Origin of the sequence: Kribbella sp. NPDC051586 (assembly GCF_044453965.1) — a bacterium.
Taxonomy (GTDB): Bacteria; Actinomycetota; Actinomycetes; order Propionibacteriales; family Kribbellaceae; genus Kribbella.
In genome coordinates, this window is sequence record NZ_JBITDF010000003.1 from 336,807 (window position 1) to 355,938 (window position 19,132).

22 protein-coding genes are annotated in these 19,132 nt (G+C 68.7%); 12 read left to right on the forward strand and 10 right to left on the reverse strand.

Annotation, left to right across the window (positions count from 1 at the left end; translation table 11 throughout):
• The first annotated feature begins 238 nt into the window (after positions 1 to 238).
• Positions 239 to 967: a hypothetical protein gene (locus tag ACIA58_RS20465; RefSeq protein WP_396405296.1), complete on the forward strand. Its 729-nt coding sequence runs from the start codon at positions 239 to 241 to the stop codon at positions 965 to 967.
• Here the strand turns inward: ACIA58_RS20465 and ACIA58_RS20470 are convergent.
• Positions 964 to 1,869, reverse strand: coding sequence for a hypothetical protein (locus ACIA58_RS20470; RefSeq protein ID WP_396405297.1), 906 nt, complete (start codon positions 1,867 to 1,869; stop codon positions 964 to 966). The genes ACIA58_RS20465 and ACIA58_RS20470 overlap by 4 nt on opposite strands.
• 180 nt (positions 1,870 to 2,049) lie before the next feature.
• Here ACIA58_RS20470 and ACIA58_RS20475 point away from each other — a divergent pair, with 180 nt between their 5' ends.
• The 3 genes from ACIA58_RS20475 to ACIA58_RS20485 all read left to right on the forward strand — a co-directional run bounded on the left by ACIA58_RS20475 (position 2,050) and on the right by ACIA58_RS20485 (position 4,031).
• The gene (locus ACIA58_RS20475; protein WP_396405298.1) at positions 2,050 to 2,631 is read left to right on the forward strand and encodes a papain-like cysteine protease family protein; all 582 of its coding nucleotides are present in this window, start codon (positions 2,050 to 2,052) and stop codon (positions 2,629 to 2,631) included.
• Position 2,632: 1 nt separating this feature from the next.
• The gene (locus tag ACIA58_RS20480; RefSeq protein WP_396405299.1) at positions 2,633 to 3,391 is read left to right on the forward strand and encodes a hypothetical protein; all 759 of its coding nucleotides are present in this window, start codon (positions 2,633 to 2,635) and stop codon (positions 3,389 to 3,391) included.
• 70 nt (positions 3,392 to 3,461) lie between these two features.
• Positions 3,462 to 4,031, forward strand: a complete 570-nt coding sequence (locus tag ACIA58_RS20485) for a GrpB family protein (protein ID WP_396405300.1) — start codon at positions 3,462 to 3,464, stop codon at positions 4,029 to 4,031.
• A gap of 1 nt (position 4,032) precedes the next feature.
• Here the strand turns inward: ACIA58_RS20485 and ACIA58_RS20490 are convergent, their stop codons facing one another.
• Positions 4,033 to 4,896 (reverse strand): hypothetical protein, encoded by an 864-nt coding sequence (locus ACIA58_RS20490; protein WP_396405301.1) that lies wholly within the window; start codon positions 4,894 to 4,896, stop codon positions 4,033 to 4,035.
• Positions 4,897 to 5,170: 274 nt separating this feature from the next.
• The gene (locus tag ACIA58_RS20495; protein WP_396405302.1) at positions 5,171 to 6,397 is read right to left on the reverse strand and encodes a DUF349 domain-containing protein; all 1,227 of its coding nucleotides are present in this window, start codon (positions 6,395 to 6,397) and stop codon (positions 5,171 to 5,173) included.
• A gap of 237 nt (positions 6,398 to 6,634) precedes the next feature.
• On the opposite strand from ACIA58_RS20495, the gene ACIA58_RS20500 reads away from it, so the two are divergent.
• From ACIA58_RS20500 to ACIA58_RS20515, 4 genes are all read left to right on the forward strand, one after another.
• Positions 6,635 to 7,324 carry an MBL fold metallo-hydrolase gene (locus ACIA58_RS20500; protein ID WP_396405303.1) on the forward strand — a complete coding sequence of 230 codons (690 nt, stop codon included), beginning with the start codon at positions 6,635 to 6,637 and terminating at the stop codon, positions 7,322 to 7,324.
• Positions 7,321 to 8,667, forward strand: coding sequence for a histidine--tRNA ligase (hisS, locus tag ACIA58_RS20505; protein WP_396405304.1), 1,347 nt, complete (start codon positions 7,321 to 7,323; stop codon positions 8,665 to 8,667). Before ACIA58_RS20500 ends, hisS begins: the two co-directional genes overlap by 4 nt.
• Positions 8,664 to 10,448, forward strand: a complete 1,785-nt coding sequence (gene aspS, locus ACIA58_RS20510) for an aspartate--tRNA ligase (protein WP_396405305.1) — start codon at positions 8,664 to 8,666, stop codon at positions 10,446 to 10,448. The genes hisS and aspS overlap by 4 nt, the downstream gene beginning before the upstream one ends.
• Before the next feature lie 101 nt (positions 10,449 to 10,549).
• Entirely contained in the window at positions 10,550 to 11,488 is a 939-nt protein-coding gene (locus tag ACIA58_RS20515) for a glycoside hydrolase family 19 protein (protein WP_396405306.1), read from the forward strand.
• Between the two features lie 38 nt (positions 11,489 to 11,526).
• On the opposite strand, the gene ACIA58_RS20520 is transcribed toward ACIA58_RS20515, so the two are convergent.
• The 3 genes from ACIA58_RS20520 to ACIA58_RS20530 are packed head-to-tail and all read right to left on the reverse strand — an operon-like array spanning position 11,527 to position 13,632.
• A complete protein-coding gene (locus tag ACIA58_RS20520; RefSeq protein ID WP_396405307.1) occupies positions 11,527 to 12,330 on the reverse strand; it encodes a hypothetical protein in 804 nt (267 codons plus the stop codon).
• Entirely contained in the window at positions 12,327 to 12,920 is a 594-nt protein-coding gene (locus tag ACIA58_RS20525) for an RNA polymerase sigma factor (RefSeq protein ID WP_396405308.1), read from the reverse strand. Before ACIA58_RS20525 ends, ACIA58_RS20520 begins: the two co-directional genes overlap by 4 nt.
• Positions 12,921 to 12,960: 40 nt before the next feature.
• Complete coding sequence (locus tag ACIA58_RS20530; protein WP_396405309.1) at positions 12,961 to 13,632, reverse strand: class I SAM-dependent methyltransferase; 672 nt, start codon at positions 13,630 to 13,632, stop codon at positions 12,961 to 12,963.
• Between the two features lie 75 nt (positions 13,633 to 13,707).
• On the opposite strand from ACIA58_RS20530, the gene ACIA58_RS20535 reads away from it, so the two are divergent.
• From ACIA58_RS20535 to ACIA58_RS20545, 3 genes are read left to right on the forward strand one after another with little or no spacing between them, the layout of a single operon-like run.
• Positions 13,708 to 14,133: a helix-turn-helix transcriptional regulator gene (locus tag ACIA58_RS20535; RefSeq protein WP_396405310.1), complete on the forward strand. Its 426-nt coding sequence runs from the start codon at positions 13,708 to 13,710 to the stop codon at positions 14,131 to 14,133.
• Between the two features lie 31 nt (positions 14,134 to 14,164).
• Positions 14,165 to 14,593 carry a VOC family protein gene (locus ACIA58_RS20540; RefSeq protein WP_396405311.1) on the forward strand — a complete coding sequence of 143 codons (429 nt, stop codon included), beginning with the start codon at positions 14,165 to 14,167 and terminating at the stop codon, positions 14,591 to 14,593.
• A gap of 21 nt (positions 14,594 to 14,614) precedes the next feature.
• Positions 14,615 to 14,968, forward strand: coding sequence for a GntR family transcriptional regulator (locus ACIA58_RS20545; RefSeq protein WP_396405312.1), 354 nt, complete (start codon positions 14,615 to 14,617; stop codon positions 14,966 to 14,968).
• Positions 14,969 to 14,982: 14 nt separating this feature from the next.
• On the opposite strand, the gene ACIA58_RS20550 is transcribed toward ACIA58_RS20545, so the two are convergent.
• The 3 genes from ACIA58_RS20550 to ACIA58_RS20560 are packed head-to-tail and all read right to left on the reverse strand — an operon-like array spanning position 14,983 to position 17,519.
• Positions 14,983 to 16,143, reverse strand: a complete 1,161-nt coding sequence (locus ACIA58_RS20550) for a PrsW family intramembrane metalloprotease (protein WP_396405313.1) — start codon at positions 16,141 to 16,143, stop codon at positions 14,983 to 14,985.
• Entirely contained in the window at positions 16,140 to 16,757 is a 618-nt protein-coding gene (locus ACIA58_RS20555; RefSeq protein ID WP_396405314.1) for a hypothetical protein, read from the reverse strand. The genes ACIA58_RS20550 and ACIA58_RS20555 overlap by 4 nt, the downstream gene beginning before the upstream one ends.
• A 54-nt stretch (positions 16,758 to 16,811) precedes the next feature.
• The gene (locus ACIA58_RS20560; RefSeq protein ID WP_396405315.1) at positions 16,812 to 17,519 is read right to left on the reverse strand and encodes a class I SAM-dependent methyltransferase; all 708 of its coding nucleotides are present in this window, start codon (positions 17,517 to 17,519) and stop codon (positions 16,812 to 16,814) included.
• A 97-nt stretch (positions 17,520 to 17,616) separates the two neighbouring features.
• Between ACIA58_RS20560 and ACIA58_RS20565 the strand changes: the two genes are divergently transcribed.
• Positions 17,617 to 18,117: a hypothetical protein gene (locus ACIA58_RS20565; RefSeq protein ID WP_396405316.1), complete on the forward strand. Its 501-nt coding sequence runs from the start codon at positions 17,617 to 17,619 to the stop codon at positions 18,115 to 18,117.
• Here ACIA58_RS20565 and ACIA58_RS20570 read toward each other — a convergent pair whose 3' ends face one another.
• A complete protein-coding gene (locus ACIA58_RS20570; protein WP_396405317.1) occupies positions 18,118 to 19,071 on the reverse strand; it encodes a prolyl oligopeptidase family serine peptidase in 954 nt (317 codons plus the stop codon).
• Positions 19,072 to 19,132: the final 61 nt, after the last annotated feature.

Genomic DNA, 19,132 nt, shown 5'->3' on the forward strand with positions numbered 1-19,132 from the left:
CGTCCGCGGCTGGATTTGAGAGGCCGGGGACACTGCGGTTATGAGTGGCTTCGGGCGGCGGGCGTTTCTGGTTGCGGGCGTTGGGTTGGTGGCCGGGTGCAGTGACTCGTCGGCTCAGGATCAGCCGAGCCCAAGCCTGAGTCCGAGCCCGACGCCCACTCCGACGCCGTCTGGGCGGTCCAGCGCGCCGCCGACTACGCCGACGCCGACACCGTCGCCCACACCTAGGCCTACGGTCGTGCTGCCTTCCGTGCGTGCCTGGGTGCCGGGGCCGGGGGAGATCCAGCCTCAGGTGAAGCGGCTGGCGGTGGCGGCGGTGCTGAAGTTGTTGCAGCCGACCGACACGCCGGCCGCGATCGACGTGATCGACGCGCAGTACGGCGGGATCCTGAGCTCGTCGGCCAGCGTGCTGGTGCCGTGTCTCGTGTATTCGATCAGACAGAACCGGGTGATCAGCGGCGGTACGACGGTCGACGTACGGCTGAGCAAGTCGTCGCAGGGCACCTGGCGGGTGACGGCGACCCATCCGGCCCAGCCCGGTGCACCGGCCTCGAGTCTGTCGGCCGCGGCACGTCAGGTGCTAGTCAGCAAGCAGATCTCGTTGCCTCCGGCATCCGCCGCGGACATCCGTTCGGGGCAGGTGCACGACAGCGTGCTGACCGCGATGCTCGAACTCGCCAAGACGTATCAGATCGGTGTCAGCGTGATCCGCTCCGGCCACCCGATCGATGTCTTCGGCACCGACCGCCCCAGCGACCACCCCCGCGGCCGAGCCTTCGACACGTGGCGGATCAACGGGCACGCGGTGGTGTCGCCGAGTACGTCCCGCTCACTCGTCACGTCGTACATGCACGCCGCCGAAGCCGCCGGCTCGTACAACGTCGGCGGTCCGTACCAGCTCTCCGGTTCGGCGTACTTCTCGGACCAGACCCACCACGACCACGTCCACGCCGGCTTCCAGAGCTAGTCCCACTCCCAAGCGATCCCGACCGTCCCCGGATCGGCGGACGGCTCGATCACGTGGACGCGGCCGTCCGGCGTGAGCATCAGCTCGCGGTGCACCAGGTTCGGGCCGGAGGTGTGGCGGCGGCGCAGCTCGTAGACGCGGACGGGGAGCGCCGCACGGTCGAACTGGACCTCCAGCACGTAGTGCATCCCGCCCCACTCGCTGAAGCGCTGGTAGTCCGTCGTCGGCAACCCGGTCGGGTCGTCGACCTCGTAGTGGACGACGGCAGTGTCCCCGACGGCGAGCACCCGGTCCAGCAGCAGCTCCCCGAGGAGCGCCCCGCACTCGGGAGAGCGGGCGATCCGGCCGGTCCGGCAACCGCTCAAGGCCCGCAGCGTGACCTGCTCCGCGTCGGAGCCCGTTTCGCCCTGGTGCGCGATGATCAGCCGATCGACCGGCTGTACGGCGACCACGGTCTGGATCACCCTCCTGCGACGCGCACTCCGGTCGGCCCCGACTTCGACCTCCTCGAGCACAGTGACATTCCGCAGCCGCCCGTGGGCGTCCCGGCGGAGACGATCGAGCAACCGGCTCAGCGCCTCGGCGTAGTCGACCACGGCGTACGGCTGGGGCGACGTGCCCGGCTCGCGGGCCGGCGGGATGCGGACGGTCAACCACCCGGTCGGCACCTGCAGGAGCTCCTCCAGCGCGGTGATGACGGCCAGCGAGTCCTCGCGTGGGATCCGGCGGCCGCTCTGCCACGTGCTCAGCGTCGCGACGCCGACGTTCAGCCCGCGGTCCGCGAGGTGGGTGCGGATCCGGTTGAGGGCCAGCCCGCGGCGCGAGATCGCATGCCGCAGGGCGTCCGCGAACGACGCCTCCGGGGTCACCGCAGGGATCGACGCTTCGACCGATTTGACCATGGGCCCACGCTCCTCCAGGGCAGTGTAAACATTCACAGCACGGTCCGGCACCGCCTCATCACCCGCTGTTCACGGCGTGTTGGGCGTTCACAAGCCGCCGTACGGCGGGATCCGAGAGCTTGTCGCGCCGTGCCGGGGTCCCGACGATGGTCTCCGCCCACTCCCCTCGAAGGAGGACTCATGCGCAGGCTCCGCCCCAGCCGCCCGTGGTCGTTGCTCTTGGCGACGATCCTCGGCCTCGCGACGCTGGCCCCCCTCGCACCGCCCGCCTCGGCCGCGCCCGGCAGCTACTACCTGAACGTCACTGGCCAGGCCCAGCAGAAGTCGAACTGGTGCTGGGCGGCGAGCGGCAACAGCATCGCCGCGTTCTACGGCCGGTCGTACTCGCAGAACCAGTTCTGCAACATGGCCTTCGGCAACAATGCGAACGCGACCTGCCCGAACAACCAGGCCAGCCTGGCGAACGACCAGCAGGCGTTCCGGACGATCGGGATCAGCGCCGGCAGCTACATCTCCGGCACGCTCAGCTTCAACTCGCTCGTCACCGAGATCGCCGCCGGCCGCCCGGTGATGACGCGGATCGGCTGGACCTCGGGCGGCGGTCACATGATGGACATCATCGGGTACGACGCCTCCGACTCGACCCTCGAGTACTACAACCCGTGGCCGGACGACCCGCGCTACAACTACTCGACGTACAGCTGGTACCGGTCCAACTCGCAGTTCACCTGGACCCACTCCTTGTACCGGATCGGAGCCTGACATGCGCCGCCTGCTTCGCTGTGCCGCCGTACTCGCTGCCGGTCTCGGTCTGGGACTTGCCTTCGCTGCCCCGGCCGGCGCCGCCGCACCTCAGCCGGTCGCTCCCAGTGAGTTGTCCAAGGCAACTAATGCTGCCCACTCGTCTTCCGCTGTCCAGCTGCTCGCCAAGGTCCCGGGTGGTGCTGCTGGCAAGGCTGCGGCGAGCATCGGCTCGGACAGTCACGCTGTCTACGCACTCAACCCGGCCTTCGTCCGGGACGCGTCCGCGCCGGTCGCCACCTTCTGGTACGCCGCAACCTCTGCCAGCAAGGGCGGTCAGGCGTTGACCGTCTTCACCGCTCCCGACGCGAGCGGCGCCTGGCAGCCGGTGAATGTGGCCTCCGGCAACACCGAGGCCCGGATGGCGACTGCCGCTGGTGGCGCGTTGCTGTTCACCGAGCCCCAGATCAGCGCGTGGTACGCCTTGACCGCCGGCCAGGTCCGTCCCCTCAACCAGTCCGCCGTCAAGTCGATCGGCGCCAAGCCCATCACGGTCGCGGCGTACCAGGACCTCGTCTCCCACCGGTACTCCGACAAGCTGCCGGGCAGCACGTACAACGACGCGGGCCTGGCCGGCGGCTACGACACCTCCACCCCGACCGCGGCTCCCCAGTCACCGCGCTCGCACCCCGATCTCACCGTCCCCATCACCGCGGCGTCCGGCGTGCTCGCCCTCGCCCTCCTACTAGTAGTTAGGCGCAAAATGACCTACAGCGAGTGACCCCCAGCCGCCCCGGTTCGCCGTACCCGCCCCTCGGTGCGGTGAACCGGGCGCTTGGGATAATGACCTAATGCCTTTCGCCGACGAACTGGGTCCCGCTGTCACTGTCGCCGACTACAACTCTGATTGGCCGGCCGAGTTCACCTATCTCGCCGACAGACTGCGTGCGGCGGTGAGGGATCGCGCCGTCTCCATCGACCACGTCGGTTCCACGTCCGTTCCCGGTCTGCCCGCCAAGAACTGCATCGACGCGCAGATCCGGGTCACGGCGCTCTCGCCGGACCTCGTCGAGCTGCTCGAGGAGGCCGGCTTCCGCTGCCGTCCGGAGCCGTGGAACCGCGTCGAGATCTCCAGCGGTCACCGCTGCGAGAAGTTCGTCTTCGCACCACCCGTCGGGGAGCGCGCGACCAACGTCCACGTCCGCCTCGCCACCGGCCCGAACGCCCGCTATGCCTTGCTGTTCCGCGACTACCTTCGCGCCGACGAGACCGCCCGCCAAGCCTGGGGCGCCTTCAAACTCCGCCTCGCCCAGTCCGTCCCCGATTTCTTCGACTACGGCCAGATCAAAGCCCCAGCCACCGACGTCCTCATGACAGCCGCCGAACGCTGGGCCGACCACACCAACTGGACCCCCTCCTGATTCACCACCGCCGCGGCAACCGAGGCTCCTGACAAAGAAACCCCCCAACGGCCAACTCCAACGCCGGATAAGCCCCCCACAAATCAGTCCGCCGAACCGAAACAATCTGCCACCCAAGCCCATCCAGTTCGGCCCGCCTGGTCTCGTCCTTCAACTGCTGCTTGACCGACGAATGCCAAGCATCACTGTCGTACTCCAGTCCCAGCCGACGCCCATCAACCGGCTGATCCGGATAGCCAAGGTCGAGGCGGTAGGTCCGGCCGTTGCCGTCGACGCGGACCTGGAGATCCGGCCGCGGGAATCCGGCGTCGACCAGGCGGAGCCGCAGCCAAGACTCTCCCGGCGAGGCCGCTCGACGGTCCGCCCATCGCAGGATGTCCTGTGCCTGCCGGTAGCCCGGCCGGCCCTCGTACGCCGCCGACGCGGCTCGCAGCGCCCAACGATCCGCCTTGCCCGTGCGGAGGAACGCATCCACTGCCGACAACGCAAACGGCCGCGGCAGCCGCATGGCAAGCTCCACGGCCGTGGCGATCGGGCTGGTAACACGCACGCCGAGCACGTCGACCTCATCGGTCGGCTGCCTCGTCCAGTGCGCGTCGACCAACTCGGCCGGTCCCAACGCGGTGGTGTCGAGACCGTGCAGCCAGGCAGCGGTCGGTCCACACGCAACCGCATCCTCGGGAATCAACAGGCGCGCAGCATCTGCTCGCAGTTCGAGTGAGTCACGCACCCGAACGTCGACGTACACCCCTTTCATGACCGGCCGGATGTCCCCATGGGCCAGAAGCCACTTGAGCTTCCGCTTCACCTGATAAGGCCGAAACGGAATCCCACAGAAGTAATACGGAAAGTCAGCAGGAAGCATCCCGACAGCATCCCCGAACCCGCGATTTCATGCGCAGAGTTGTCCACAGGCCCACCCTGCCCGCCGTCTGGGAGCCGTCGCCGAAGCCACCCGCGCAGCTCGACGCCACATGCGGGCCATCGGCTGCCGGATCGCCAGGCCATCACAATCCACCGACCGCCACCCGCTGACCACCTACGGCGGCCCGGACTCCGCGATTGTGATGGCCCGGGCATCCGCATCACCCGTGGAGCAGTGGCCCCCGATGGCTTCGGTCTTCTTCAGTGGGTACGGGTCAGCTGAAGTCGGTTAGGGCGTTTTGGGCTTGGGTTAGCCATTCTCGGCGGGCGGCGATGGCTTCGCGGGCCTCGGTGGCCTTGCGGGTGTTGCCCTGGGACTCGAACTTTGTGGCCTGCTTCTCCAGATCGGCGATCAAGGACTGGAGTTGCTTGACCGTGGCCTCGGCGCGGGCGCGGGCCTCGGGGTTGCTGCGGTTCCAGACCTCGTCCTCGGCGGCCTTCACAGCTTGCTCGACGGCGCGCAGGCGGCCGTCGACCGCGCGCATGGAGTCGCGCGGGATCTTGCCGATCTGGTCCCAGCGGTCCAGGTAGTCACGGAGCTGCTCGCGGGCAGTGCGAGCGTCCGACACCGGCACGATGGTCTCGATCTCGACGAGCAGCGCTTCCTTGGCCGCGAGGTTCTCGACCTGCTCCGCGTTCTCCTCGGCCTGTACGGCGTCCCGCGCGCCGAAGAACAGGTCCTGCGCGGCCCGGAACCGCGCCCACAGCTTGTCGTCCACCTCGCGCGGCGCGGGGCCGGCGGCCTTCCACTGCCGCATCAGGTCCCGGAACCGGCCGGAGGTCGGACCCCACTCGGTCGACGCCGACAGCGACTCCGCCTCGGCGGCGAGCCGCTCCTTCACCACGGCGGCTTCCTCACGCTTGGAGGACAGCTCCGCGAAGTGCTGCTTGCGATGCCGCGTGTACGTCGTACGCGCGGAAGAGAACCGGTGCCACAACTCGTCGTCCGACGACTTGTCGAGCCGGGGGAGTGCCTTCCACTCGTCCAGGAGCTCGCGGAGACGGGTGACGCCGTGGCGCCAGTCGGTGCCGGCGGCGATGGTCTCGGCCTCGGTGGCGATCTTGGTCTTGGCGGACCGCGCTTCCTCGACCTTCGCGGCGCGCTCGGCCTTGCGGCGTTCGCGCTGCTGCGCGACGAGCGGGGTGAGCGCGTCGAGCCGGGCGCGCAGGCCGTCGAGATCGCCGACCGCCTGGGCCTCCTCGATCGCGCCGGTGACCTTCTTCACCGCGGCCCGGGCGTCGTCCGGGGACACTGTGCCCGCCTGGACCCGCTGCTCCAGCAGTTCGACCTCGAACGCGAGCGCGTCGTACCGGCGGGTGTAGAAGGCGAGCGCCTCCTCGGGGTTCGCGTCCGGCCACTGGCCGACCGCCCGTTCACCGTCCTTCGTCCGTACGAAGACCGTTCCGTCCTCTGCTACCCGGCCCCAGTTCTCTCCGGCCACAACTCGCCCCTTCCGGCGGTATGCACTGCGCTCGTGCCCATTCTGGTCAGTCCCCGGTCCAACCGCGTGAACAGGGCCCCGCCTGGGCGCGTCGAGCTGCCTTCTCGACGCTTATCCCTGAACAATCACAAACTCCCAGCTCACGCGCAACGGTGTTGCGTCACAATCCGGTGCGAAGTACGGCGATCCGCCCGGGTAACCTTGGTGAGTCCGGAAACCGTTTCAGGAAGGTGCGTCGTGCTCATCGCCGGGTTCCCCGCGGGTGCGTGGGGTACGAACTGCTACGTCGTCGCCACCGGCCAGGGCGCGGAATGCATCGTCGTCGACCCCGGTATGGAGGCGACCGACGGTGTCGAGCAGGTGGTCCGGGAGAACAAGCTCAAGCCTGTCGCCGTGGTGCTCACACACGGTCACATCGACCACATGTTTTCCGTGCTCCCGGTCTGCGGGACGTACGACGCGACCGCCTGGATCCACCCCGACGACCGCCACCTGCTCACCGACCCGATGGCCGGGCTCAACCCGGCGTCGGCCAGGATGCTGATCGGCGTCGATCACGAGTTCGCCGAGCCGGACGATGTCGCCGAGCTCAAGGACGGGCTGAGCCTGGAGCTGGCCGGCCTCACCCTCACCGTCGACCACACCCCGGGCCACACCAAGGGGTCGGTCACGTTCACGACGCCGTACGACGGGCCGGAAGACGTGCCCGCGGTGCTGTTCTCCGGTGACGTGTTGTTCGCCGGGTCGATCGGCCGGACGGATCTGCCTGGCGGCGACCATCCGGCGATGCTGCATACGTTGGCCACCAAGATCCTGCCGATGCGCGACGAGATCGTCGTCCTGCCGGGTCATGGTGGCCAGACCACGATCGGCCGGGAGAAGGCGACCAACCCCTACTTGCAGGACCTGGAGATACAGAACTTATGAGCAAGGTGACCCCGCTGAGTGGGTTCCCAGAGTTTTTGCCGAGCGACCGGATCGTCGAGCTGCAGTTCCTCGACACCATCCGGGAGACGTTCGAGCTGCACGGTTTCGCGTCGATCGAGACCCGTGCGGTCGAGCCGGTCGAGCGCCTGTCCAACCAGGGCGAGGACGCCGACAAGGAGATCTACGGCGTACGGCGGCTCGCCGCGAACGCCGACGAGGACGCGGCCCTCGGGCTGCACTTCGACCTGACCGTCCCGTTCGCGCGCTACGTACTGGAGCACGGCGGCAAGCTGACCTTCCCGTTCCGGCGTTACCAGATCCAGAAGGTCTGGCGCGGCGAGCGCCCGCAGGACGGCCGGTACCGCGAGTTCACGCAGGCGGACATCGACATCATCGACAGCGGCGAGCTGCCGTTCCACTACGAGGTCGAGCTGCCGCTGGTGATCGCGGACGCGTTCCGCAAGCTGCCGATCCCGGCGTTCCGTATCCAGGTGAACACCCGCCAGATCCCGGAGGGGTTCTACCGCGGCCTCGGCATCGAGGACATCACCGGCGCCCTGCGGATCGTCGACAAGCTGGACAAGATCGGCCCGGACAAGGTGACCGACCTGCTGACCACGTCCGGCCTGTCCGCGGAGACGGCCAAGCAGGTACTGCGGCTCGCCGAGATCTCGTCGACGGACGCGTCCTTCGCGGATCAGGTCCGGGCGCTCGGCGTACAGCACGAGATCCTCGACGAGGGGCTCGAGCGGCTGACGCAGATCATGACGGCTGCCAACGAGCACGCGCCCGGTCTGCTGCTCGCCGATCTGAAGGTCGCCCGTGGGCTGGACTACTACACCGGCACGGTCTACGAGACGCAGCTGATCGGCGACGAGGGGTACGGATCGATCTGCTCCGGCGGGCGGTACGACTCGCTCGCGTCGGACGGCAAGACGACGTACCCCGGGGTCGGGATCTCGATCGGTGTGTCGCGGCTGGTGCACCGGCTGATCAGCAAGGGTTTGCTGAAGGCGAATCGGAGTACGCCGACCGCTGTGGTGATCGCGCTGAACTCCGAGGACGCCCGAGCTGACGCGATGCGTACTGCGATCCAGCTGCGGAGCCGGGGAATTCCGGTCGAGGTCGCACCGGCGGCTGCGAAGTTCGGGAAGCAGATCCGGTTCGCGGATCGGCGGGGGATCCCGTTCGTCTGGTTCAGCACCGAGAACGGGCCCGAGGTGAAGGACATCCGCAGCGGCGAGCAGGTGCCCGCGGATGCTGCCACCTGGGCCCCGCCGGTCGAAGACTTACGTCCAAGTATCGAAACGCACAGTATTGAATCGCACAGGGAGAACTCGTGATCCGTAACCGTTCCGCAGGTTCGCTGCGCGCATCCGACGCCGGCGAGACCGTGATCCTGGCGGGCTGGGTGGCGCGGCGGCGCGATCACGGCGGCGTGGCGTTCATCGACCTGCGCGACTCGTCCGGCACCGTCCAGGTCGTCATCCGGGACGAGGACGCCGCGCACGGGCTGCGCTCGGAGTACTGCCTGAAGATCGTCGGCGAGGTCTCGCCGCGCCCCGACGGCAACGCGAACCCGAACCTGCCGACCGGCGAGATCGAGATCATCGCGACCGAGGTCGAGGTGCTGAACGAGGCGGCCCCGCTGCCGTTCCCGGTCGAGGAGCACCACGCGACCCCGGTGAACGAGGAGATCCGCCTCAAGTACCGCTACCTCGACCTGCGCCGCCAGGGTCCGGGTGCGGCGATCCGCCTGCGCAGCAAGGTCAACCAGGCCGCGCGGACGGTCCTGGCCGACCACGACTTCGTCGAGATCGAGACGCCGACGCTGACGAAGTCGACACCCGAGGGCGCCCGTGACTTCCTGGTCCCGGCCCGCCTGCAGCCGGGCAGCTGGTATGCGTTGCCGCAGTCGCCGCAGCTGTTCAAGCAGCTGCTGATGGTGGCCGGCATGGAGCGGTACTTCCAGATCGCGCGCTGTTACCGCGACGAGGACTTCCGGGCCGACCGGCAGCCGGAGTTCACTCAGCTCGACATCGAGATGAGCTTCGTCGACCAGGACGACATCATCGCGCTGTCCGAGGAGATCCTCACCGCGCTGTGGAAGCTCGTCGGGTACGACGTGCAGACGCCGATCCCGCGGATGACGTACGGCGAGGCGATGGCGCGGTTCGGCTCCGACAAGCCGGATCTGCGGATGGGCCTCGAGCTTGTCGAGTGCACGGAGTACTTCAAGAACACGCCGTTCCGGGTCTTCCAGGCGCCGTACGTCGGTGCGGTCGTCATGCCGGGTGGCGCCGACCAGCCGCGGAAGCAGCTGGACGCGTGGCAGGAGTGGGCCAAGCAGCGTGGCGCTCGCGGGCTGGCCTACGTCCTCGTGGGCCAGGACGGCGAGCTCGCCGGTCCGGTCGCGAAGAACCTGTCCGAGGAGGAGCGCGCCGGCATCGCCGACCACGTCGGTGCGAAGCCGGGCGACTGCATTTTCTTCGCTGCTGGTCCGGTCAAGTCGTCGCGGGCGCTGCTCGGTGCGGCGCGGCTGGAGATCGGCCGTCGCGGCGGGCTGATCGACGAGTCGGCCTGGTCGTTCGTGTGGGTTGTGGACGCTCCTCTGTTCGAGCCGGCCGACGACGCGACGGCTGCCGGTGATGTCGCGGTCGGGTCCGGCGCCTGGACCGCCGTACACCACGCCTTCACGTCGCCGAAGCCGGACTCGCTCCAGACGTTCGACACCGACCCCGGCTCGGCGCTGGCGTACGCGTACGACATCGTCTGCAACGGCAACGAGATCGGCGGTGGCTCGATCCGTATCCATCGCGAGGACGTGCAGAAGCGTGTCTTCAAGGTGATGGGGCTGACCGACGAGGAGGCCTCGGAGAAGTTCGGGTTCCTCCTCGACGCGTTCAAGTTCGGCGCGCCGCCGCACGGCGGGATCGCGTTCGGCTGGGACCGGATCACGGCGCTGCTGGCCGGTACCGAGTCGATCCGCGACGTGATCGCGTTCCCGAAGTCCGGCGGCGGCTTCGACCCGCTGACCGCCGCGCCGGCCCCGATCACGCCGGAGCAGCGCAAGGAGGCCGGCGTCGACGCCCAGCCCGAGAAGGCTGAGCCGAAAGACAAGTAAGGCTTGAGCTCTCCTGGATTTGGGAGGAAACTGGCGGTGTCGTGAAGAGGCTTGGTTAGCTTTTCACGACACCGCCCTCTCCTACCGCCCCAGGAGTGCTCATGCGTCGTCTCCTCATTGCCCTTCTCGCCGGTCTTGGCCTCACGATCACTGCTGTGGCCCCGGCGTACGCGACCGTCTTCCAGACCTACGGCAGCGGCGTCAACGTCCGCGCCGACGCCTACCTGTCGTCTGCCGTCGTCGGCACGCTGAGCGGTCCGACGTCGATCGACGTCGACTGCCAGAAGCAGGGCGACCTCGTCAGCAACTCCGACGGGACCAGTTCGTGGTGGGCGCATGTGCCCGCGCTCGGCGGTTACGTCACGGTCGTGTACGTCGCGATCCCCGAGGACCAGCTGCCCGGCGTACCGGTCTGTGGCGACGGGCCGCCGCCTGAGACCGGTGACATCACGCTGGCCGACGTACAGGCGATGTTCGGCAGCCGGATCGCGAACCCGTCGATCGTCGAGACCGGCCTCCCGTCGCTCAACCAGGCGATGCGGGACGCGAACATCAACACGCCGTACCGCCAGGCCGCGTTCCTGGCCACGCTGGTGCACGAGTCGCGGCTGGAGTACAACATCCGCGAGATCGGCGACACCCGGGTGTACGGCGGCCGCGGCTACATCCAGCTGACCGGCGACTTCAACTACGGCCCGGCGGGTCAGTACCTCGGCATCGACCTGCTCGGCAACCCGGACCTCGCGCTGTCGCTGCAATGGAGCGCGCCGATCGCCCGCTGGTACTGGACCGTTGCCCGCAACATCAATCCGTACGCCGACAACCTCGACATGGGCCGCGTCAACGCGGCCATCGGCTACCCGGCCGGCGCCGAGGACCAGCGCCGCTGCGACTCGTTCAAGAGCGCCCTGCAGTACCTGACCGGCTCGATCCCGGCCGGCGTCATCTGCACCCGCCCGGCCAAACTCAAGGGCGACACCAGTGACCTCACCCGCACCCAGTTCGACGCGCTGGCCAAGAACGGCGGCGGCCTCGGCTGACTCGCCACGGCTGGACCCCGGCGACGGGGTCCAGCCGCTCAGCCGACCGTCTTCTCGAAGAGCACCTTGCCGGTCTTGTCGAGCCCGCGGATGTCCAGCTGGGCCGAGCCATGCCGCGCCTGCGCATCCGGAAGAACCGCCGTCACGTACCCGGCCCGGTCGGCGACCGAGACCACGGACCAAGGGGAGGCCCCGTTGATGCCTCTGATCCGCAGCTCGACCCGGGTCACGATCGCGAGCGAACGGAACGCGAACGTCGCCCGCAGCGCGCTCGGCGAACCCACCTCGGACCAGGACCAGGATCCGACGACATCGTCGGTCGCTCGGTCGCCGACACCCTGGTAGGGCACGGCGTGGCCGTCGACGCACAAGAACCACACGTCGTTCGCGGTCAAGAACGACTGCACCAGTTGCCGCTCGCGGCCGGGCATCCCGAGGGCCTTGATCCAGCGCGCGGACTTGAGCTGGATGGTGGCCGGATCCAGTGACCCTCCGGGGTACTGGTTCGGCTTCGCAGCGGCGGCTTCCTTGGCCAGGCAGGCCACGGCCGCGACACTTGCTTCGTTGTCCGACGCCGGCCCGAGATCGAGCGACTGCGTCGGCGACTGGCCGGCAGGCACTTGGACGATGGCCGGCCGGCCGGCCGGAGCGGGCTCGCTGTTGCTGCGGTCCAGCAGCACGCCGCCGGCGACGATGATCGCGATACCGCAGGCGGCTGCGAGTACGGGCGTCCAGGCGGGGACGCGACGCTTCTTGCGGGCACGGCGTACGAGGTCGTGCTGCAGTTCGGTGACGTACTCCGGGTCGAGGGGCTCGACGGGAGGGGGCGTGGTGAGGTTCATCGGTGCTCCTCCAGCAGGGCCGGCATCCGGTGGCGGGCGCGGGACAGGCGAGCCTTGACGGTGCCTTCCGCGACGCCCAGTACGGCGGCGGCGTCGGCGATCGACAGCTCGGCCCAGTAGACGAGCTCGACGGTCTCGCGCTCGTGGGCGGGCAGTGACGACAGCGCCGCCCGCACAGCCTGGACGTGTTTCTCCGAGTCGACGCGGGCGGCGACCGTCTCGGCGTGATCGGGGTGGGAGAGCGGCTCCGGTTGACGGAGCAGGAACTGCGTCAGCCGCCGCCGCGCTCTCGCCGTGTTGCGCAGCTCGTTCCGCGCGATGGCGAGCAGCCACGGCAGGGCGGTGTCGTACTTGAGCGGACCAGGATCCGAACGCCCGAAGTGCCGCCAGACGGTCACGAAGGTCGCCTGGACGGCATCATCGGCGTACGCATAAGAGCCGGTGTGCCGTACGGCGTACGCATGCACAGTGGCGGCGTACCGGCTGAAGAGCTCGCCGAGCGCCTCCGGTTCCTGGCGGCGCAAAGCGTCCCACAGGTCCCCGTCGCGCACGGTCGGAGGCTTTTCCGGCCGGCTCGAAGTCATGGTCATACCTTGCAGGGTCCGCAGGGCCCCGCGGGGTTGCCGCGCGTCAGACCGGTCGCGCGCGGACCCAGGTGAGGTCGGGGGTGAGGTAGTCGGTGCGCTGGAGGCCGACCTCGGCGAGCTGGGCCGCGAGCTGCTCCTCGGAGAGGTTCTGGGTGAGGATCCGCTGCGACCACGACTTGCCGGCGACGGTGTAGGTCAGTGTCGCGGCCTGGCGGTTGCCGGGGAGCTCCTCGACGTCGGAGATCTCCATCCTGCGCTGTTCGCTCACCATCACGGCCGGACCGCGGAGCATGCCCGGCGTCTGCTGCTGGAGGATCACCGAGCCGCCGGGGCGGACGTGGTGGGCGCAGGTCTGCAGCAGGCAGAGGCGCTCGGCCTCGTCGGCGACGTTGATGAGGTACGACATCATCAGGACGACGTCGAACTGCCGGTCCAGCCGGAGATCGCCGATCGTCGAGCAGATCGTCTCGGTTTCGGTGATCCTCGCGATCATGTCCGGCGACTCGTCGACGGCGACCACCTGGTGCCCGAGCGCGAGCAACGTACGGGTGACCCGTCCGGTCCCGCAGCCGAGCTCGAGGATGCTGCTGCCCGGATCGATCGCGGCGTCGATCAGCTCGTCCTCGCCGTGTACCTGCGTGTTCTCGTAGAGCTCGACCGAACTCCCGTCCGGTGTGAGCGGTCCCGGTCCGTTGCCACCTTGTCCGACTCTCATGACATCGAGTCTTCTGCCTGCGTGCGGGCGCTGCGAGTCTTTCGGTACGAGCCGAAAGTACCTATGGTCGTCTGCGTGACAGTCGTACCGGTGGAGCTGCTGCCGCACCTTCGGAGGGCGCGGGACGTTGCCGATCGCAACTACGCCTCGGAGCTCGATCTGGCCGCGCTGGCGACCGCGGCGGGCGTCTCGAAGTACCACTTCCTGCGGTGCTTCGCGGCGGAGTACGGCGAGACGCCGATGCAGTACGTGACCCGGCGGCGGATCGAGCGGGCGACCGACCTGCTGCGGGCGACGAACCTGACGGTGACCGAGGTGTGCGGGCTGGTCGGGTACAGCAGCCTGGGGTCGTTCTCGCAGCGGTTCACCGAGTTGGTGGGGATGACGCCGACGGCGTACCAGCGGACGCAGACCGGGGCGCGGATCCCGGGGTGCTTCGTGTTCATGCTCGGGCTGAACTCCGCAATTCCGGAGAAGCAGCCGGGGGAGTCCGGGGCTTAGCGTCGTACTCACGACCTGTTGAGGAGGAACTGTGATCACCAACGTGAGCCTGGTGACTGTCTACGTCAACGACATCGACGAGGCGAAGGCGTTCTACACCGAGAAGCTCGGGTTCGAGCTGGGCGACGACATCAAGCTCAGCGAGGACTTCCGCTGGTGCACCGTGCACCAGGCCGACCATCCTGAGCTGGAGCTGGCGCTGATGTTGCCCGGACCGCCGATGGACGAGGAGTCGTCCGGGTGGATCCGGCGGATCATGGCGAAGGGCTCGATGCACGGCGTCGGTCTGGCGACCGACGACTGCCGGAAGACGTTCGCGGAGCTGACCGCTCGGGGTGTCGAGTACATCCAGGAGCCGGCGGATCGCCCGTACGGCGTGGAGGCGGTACTGCGGGACAACTCCGGCAACTGGCTCGTGCTGGTCGAGCAGAAGGCGTACACCGCTGAGGACTTCGCCTGATCGTTGCGGCATGCTGACCGGATGGACATCACAGTCGATCCGGTCGGCATCACGCCGCCGTACGAGCAGGTGCGGTCACAGATCGAGGCGCTGATCCGCGCGGGTGAACTCGCCCGCGGCACCCGACTGCCCACGGTGCGCCAACTGTCGCTGGACCTCGGGCTGGCGGTGAACACGGTGGCTCGGGCGTACAAGGAACTCGAAGCCGACCACCTGGTCGAGACCCGAGGCCGCAACGGCACCTTCGTCCTGGCCTCCCGCAGCCACGTCGACGACGAACAGACCCACGCCGCCGCCCGCGCCTTCGCCCGCACGGCCCGCTCCGCAGGCCTGTCCCTCGCGGAAGCCACCGAGGTCTTGTCTCGAGCCTGGTAACCCGCCGTGGGGTGTTAGGGCTTGGTGTGGAGCCGGAGGAGTTCTGAGCGGGTGTGGGTTACGCCGGGGGAGTCGGCGCCGTTGGACTGGGCTATTGCTTGAGCCAGGTCGCTGGCCGCTTCCATCAGGTGGTTGGCCTTGCGGCGGCTGTGGAGGTGTTTGCGGTACTTCTTGCGGTCCTTGCGCAGGCCGCTGACCGCGTCCAGGAGGGGCGGATCGACGGCTCCGGTGGCTAGTTCGGGGGCCAGGAGCTCCCGGATCCAGGTGCGTTCGTGTTGTGCGGCGTGGCGGAGTACGTAGAAGAGGGCGGTCAGTTCGACGGCGGCGATCAGGAAGGGGAGAACGCCGGCCCAGACGCCACCGTTGCTGAGTCCGCTCATGTCGTCCCAGGCGAAGTGGAAGAACATTGCCATCAGCATCGTCAGGACGCCGCGGACGACGTTGCGCTCGCCGCGGGTGCGGCCCAGCACCCACATCAGCCCGGCGCAGAAGATCGCGCTGAACAGGGCGTGCGACACGATCCCGGCGGCGCCGCGGACGATGAACACGCGCAGGGACGAGCCGAGCTGGTCGACGCCGTACTGCTGGGTGGCGCCGTTGTACACGTACAGGATGTCTTCGAAGACCTGGAAGCCCAGGCCGATGAACGCGCCGATGATGAACCCGTCGTACGCGCTGCGGATGAGTCGTGGCGCCAGGCCGATCAGGAGAACCAGGCCGAGCGCCTTGGCCCACTCCTCGTTGATCGGGGCGGTCAGACCGGCGCCCCAGTCCGCTGCGAACGACGTACCGCCGATCTTCGCCCAGATCGCCAGCAGTGCCGCGTTGGCGGGCAGTGCGATCCAGAAGGTCGCAGCCACCCCTCCCCAGACGAAGCCGGTCGCCAGCAGCGCCGCAGGCTGCGCGGTGAAGCGGTTGTGATGGCGGAGGAGCAGCAGCCATGGGATGAGGTAGAGGCCGAACAGTACGACGCCTCCCGCGAGCGCCGGTGTGTAGAACTGCGCTCCGGGGCCGAAGTACCGCAGCATGGTGAGCGCACCGCCGCCGACGCCCAGCACGTAGACCCAGAACGCGACGTTGTGCGGCTGCAGGAACCGGTACGGCTGGCCCCAGCCGGACTGCTCGATCGCGTCGAGCTGCGCGGCCTTCTCCTGCTCCTGCGGTACGGCGGTCATCGCGCCGGTCCCGGAGTGATGCTGCGCAACAACGCGCCGACCTGCTCCTGATAGCGCTCGAACTGCCCGGACGCCGTGCGTACCCGGACCAGTAGCGCCGGCGCACTGTCAACGGCGTCACCCGTAGCCATCTTGAACGCCACGTCGACCCCGTCGCCGCTCGGCCCGCTCCCGCTCTCGACCACCCCGACGAGCCCCGAGTCGGTAGTCAGCGAGCCCCGCGCACTGGTGACGCCTGGCGGACTGCCTTGAGACCGATGCACCTGGTCGAGGAACGCGGTCGCACTGCCGTCGTACGTCGTACCGATCAGCTCGATCGTCGCGCCACCCTGCGCCAGCAGCACCTGCAGGCCCGTCGCGCTCGCCCCCGCTCCACCGACGAGCGTGCCCTGCTCGAGCTGCCACCCGACCGGCGGGACCGCCGTCGCCCCGCCGCCCAGATCGAGCACCTGCCCCGCACGGATCTCGTTGTGCCACGGAATCGCGGCGTTGAGCCCCTGCAGCCCGTAGATCAGCAGCAGAGCGATCCCGAGCGCGGTAAAGCCAGCCGTGAACGTACGCCGATCCAGCCCGAACCAGCGCTGCTCGACCGGCACCCAGTCCCGCGTAGCCACACACTCACTGTAAACGCGAGCCTGCGCAGGCGCCTCGACCTGGCCGTCGAAGGTTTAGCGATGCCTGACGCAGATGAGGTCGCCGCCTTCTTGGGAGTGGACTTGGAGGCCGGCGGCTTCCAGCTCGGCTCGTAGTGCGGCGGGCCGTAGATGGCGGCGGTGGGGGAGGTACCAGTTGCCGTCGAGCTGGATCGCGTCGTCCCCGGGCTCGGCGGCCTGGTAGCAGATGCCGGTCGTGGCGTCGTACCGGAAGTCGCCTTCGTACACGCGGTCCGGGTCGTGGATGGCGGTTGAGAGCACGTAGTACCCCGTGCTCTTCAGGCGGTCGCGCACGGCGGCGAGGACCTTGGCGCGGTCGGTGTCGGTGACGATGGACTGCAGGCAGTAGCTGTCGAGGACCACGTCGTACTGCTTGCCGTCGGCCACCATCGCGCAGACGTCCTGCACGCTGAAGCTGACGTTGACGCCCCGCTCCCGGGCGAACCGCCGGGCCAGCGCGATCGCCTCGGGGATGAGGTCGATCGCGTCGACCCGGAAACCTCGCGCCGCCAGGAAACACGCCGCCGGTCCGGTGCCGCAGCCGTACTCCAGCACATCGGGCTCATGCGGAAGCTCCAGCCGGGTGAGTGCCTGCACGAGGAATGCGCGGTTCGGGAAGACGTCGTACTCGTCGGTCTCCCCGAAGAGGTCGCTCCACTGCGTCAGCCCCTGCTGCGCGAGCCGCTGGTACGCAGCCTGGTGCTCGGCGTAGTAGTACCTCACGCGGACCTCCGGCGTCGTCGAACGCTTACTATGTCTCGCTGCCGTCCGCCTGACCACCCAATTCCGACGACGGCCGCGACCGACGGGAGGACGGCTGATGGACGAGGCGGAGCAGACGCACCGCGCGGAGGCCGAGGCCGAGGCCGAACGCATCCAGCAGGAGGTCGAAGCTGCGACGGCCGACCCGGCTGCCGAGGAGGAGTGGATCCGGCAGTCCAACCTCATCTACGGTGGACTGGCCGCGGCCGGACTCGTTGTGGTGCAGCCGTTCCTGACCTCGGCCCCGCTCGACCTGTCGGCGAAGATCTGCGTCATCGCCTTCGCCGTCTCGATCCCGCTGCTCGCCGCACTCCTCGTCCTGAACCGGCAGGAGGCGTTCCGCCACCGGGTGACCAGATCACGGCTGGTGGCGGTGGCGAAGGCGATCGCACAGGGTTCCGCGTTCGTCGGCATCGCCGCCGCCTTCTGGCACATCTCGCTGGTCGCCGGGATCGTCTTCGTACTCGTCGCGGTCTTCGCGGTCGGTGTGCATTCCTCGGGCTACATGCAGTTGGAGTACGACGGGAAGTTCCGCTCGCGCTTCCGCCGCCGCACCTGATCAGGTTCGAGCAGCCGAGCCCTGCCCGACGCCCAGGTGACGCTGGAAGAACCGGGCGGCCTCGTTTGCGACGTCGTACCAGACCTGCCCGTCGTACGGCGCGTCCGGATCGTCGAGGAGGTTGTGGTGTCCGCCTGCGATCGGAACGAGACGACTGTCTGCGCCCGCGGCAAGCAGCGCGCGATGAAGCAGCTCGCCCTGCTCGTACGGGACTGTCTCGTCACGGGTCCCGTGGATGATCAGGTACGGCGGGGCGCCGGTCGTCACGTAGGCGACCGGGCTTGCTGCACGCAACTGCTCGGGGCGGACGCCGCCGACCAGCGCGGTAACCGGAGACGGGCGATCGATCCGCATGTCGCCTCCCGGCCGAGTGAGATCACTGGGTCCGCTGATGGTGACGACCGCCTGAACCTCGTCGCCGGGTGTGCCGCTGGGCTTCGCGCCGGCCATGGCCGCCAGGTGCCCGCCGGCGGACTGTCCCCAGATGCCGATGCGCTCAGGATTCACCGGTAGGCCGAGCGGGTTGCGCCGCAGCCACCTCACTGCCGCCTGGACGTCCTCCAGTTGCGCGGGGAAGATCGCCTGCCCGCTGTGCCGCACCGAGATCCCGACAGCCAGAAAGCCGGCCCGAGCCATCGCCGGATTCACGAACGGCAACATCGCCGCGCCGCGGTCCCCAGGCCCCCACCCCGGACACCCGTCCACCCGCACAGCTACGGGCACCGGATCCGATGGCAGTGGCGCCGGCCCAACTACATCCAGGCAAAGCTCAACCCCATCGGGCCGCGCATAGCAGATGTCGCGAAGACACATGAGATCCGAACACGTCACCCCACCACCGTCGCAGCGGCCCGACCCGCATATCCAGAGCGGCCCCACCCACGGCCGATCCCCGCCGCATGTCTGCGGGCCGTGGGGACCTTGGGGCGGCGATGGGGACCTTGAACAGGGCATGCCTTGTCCGAGGTCACGATTGCTTGTTCATGGTTGTCGGCGGAAACGATTCCAGTTTCTT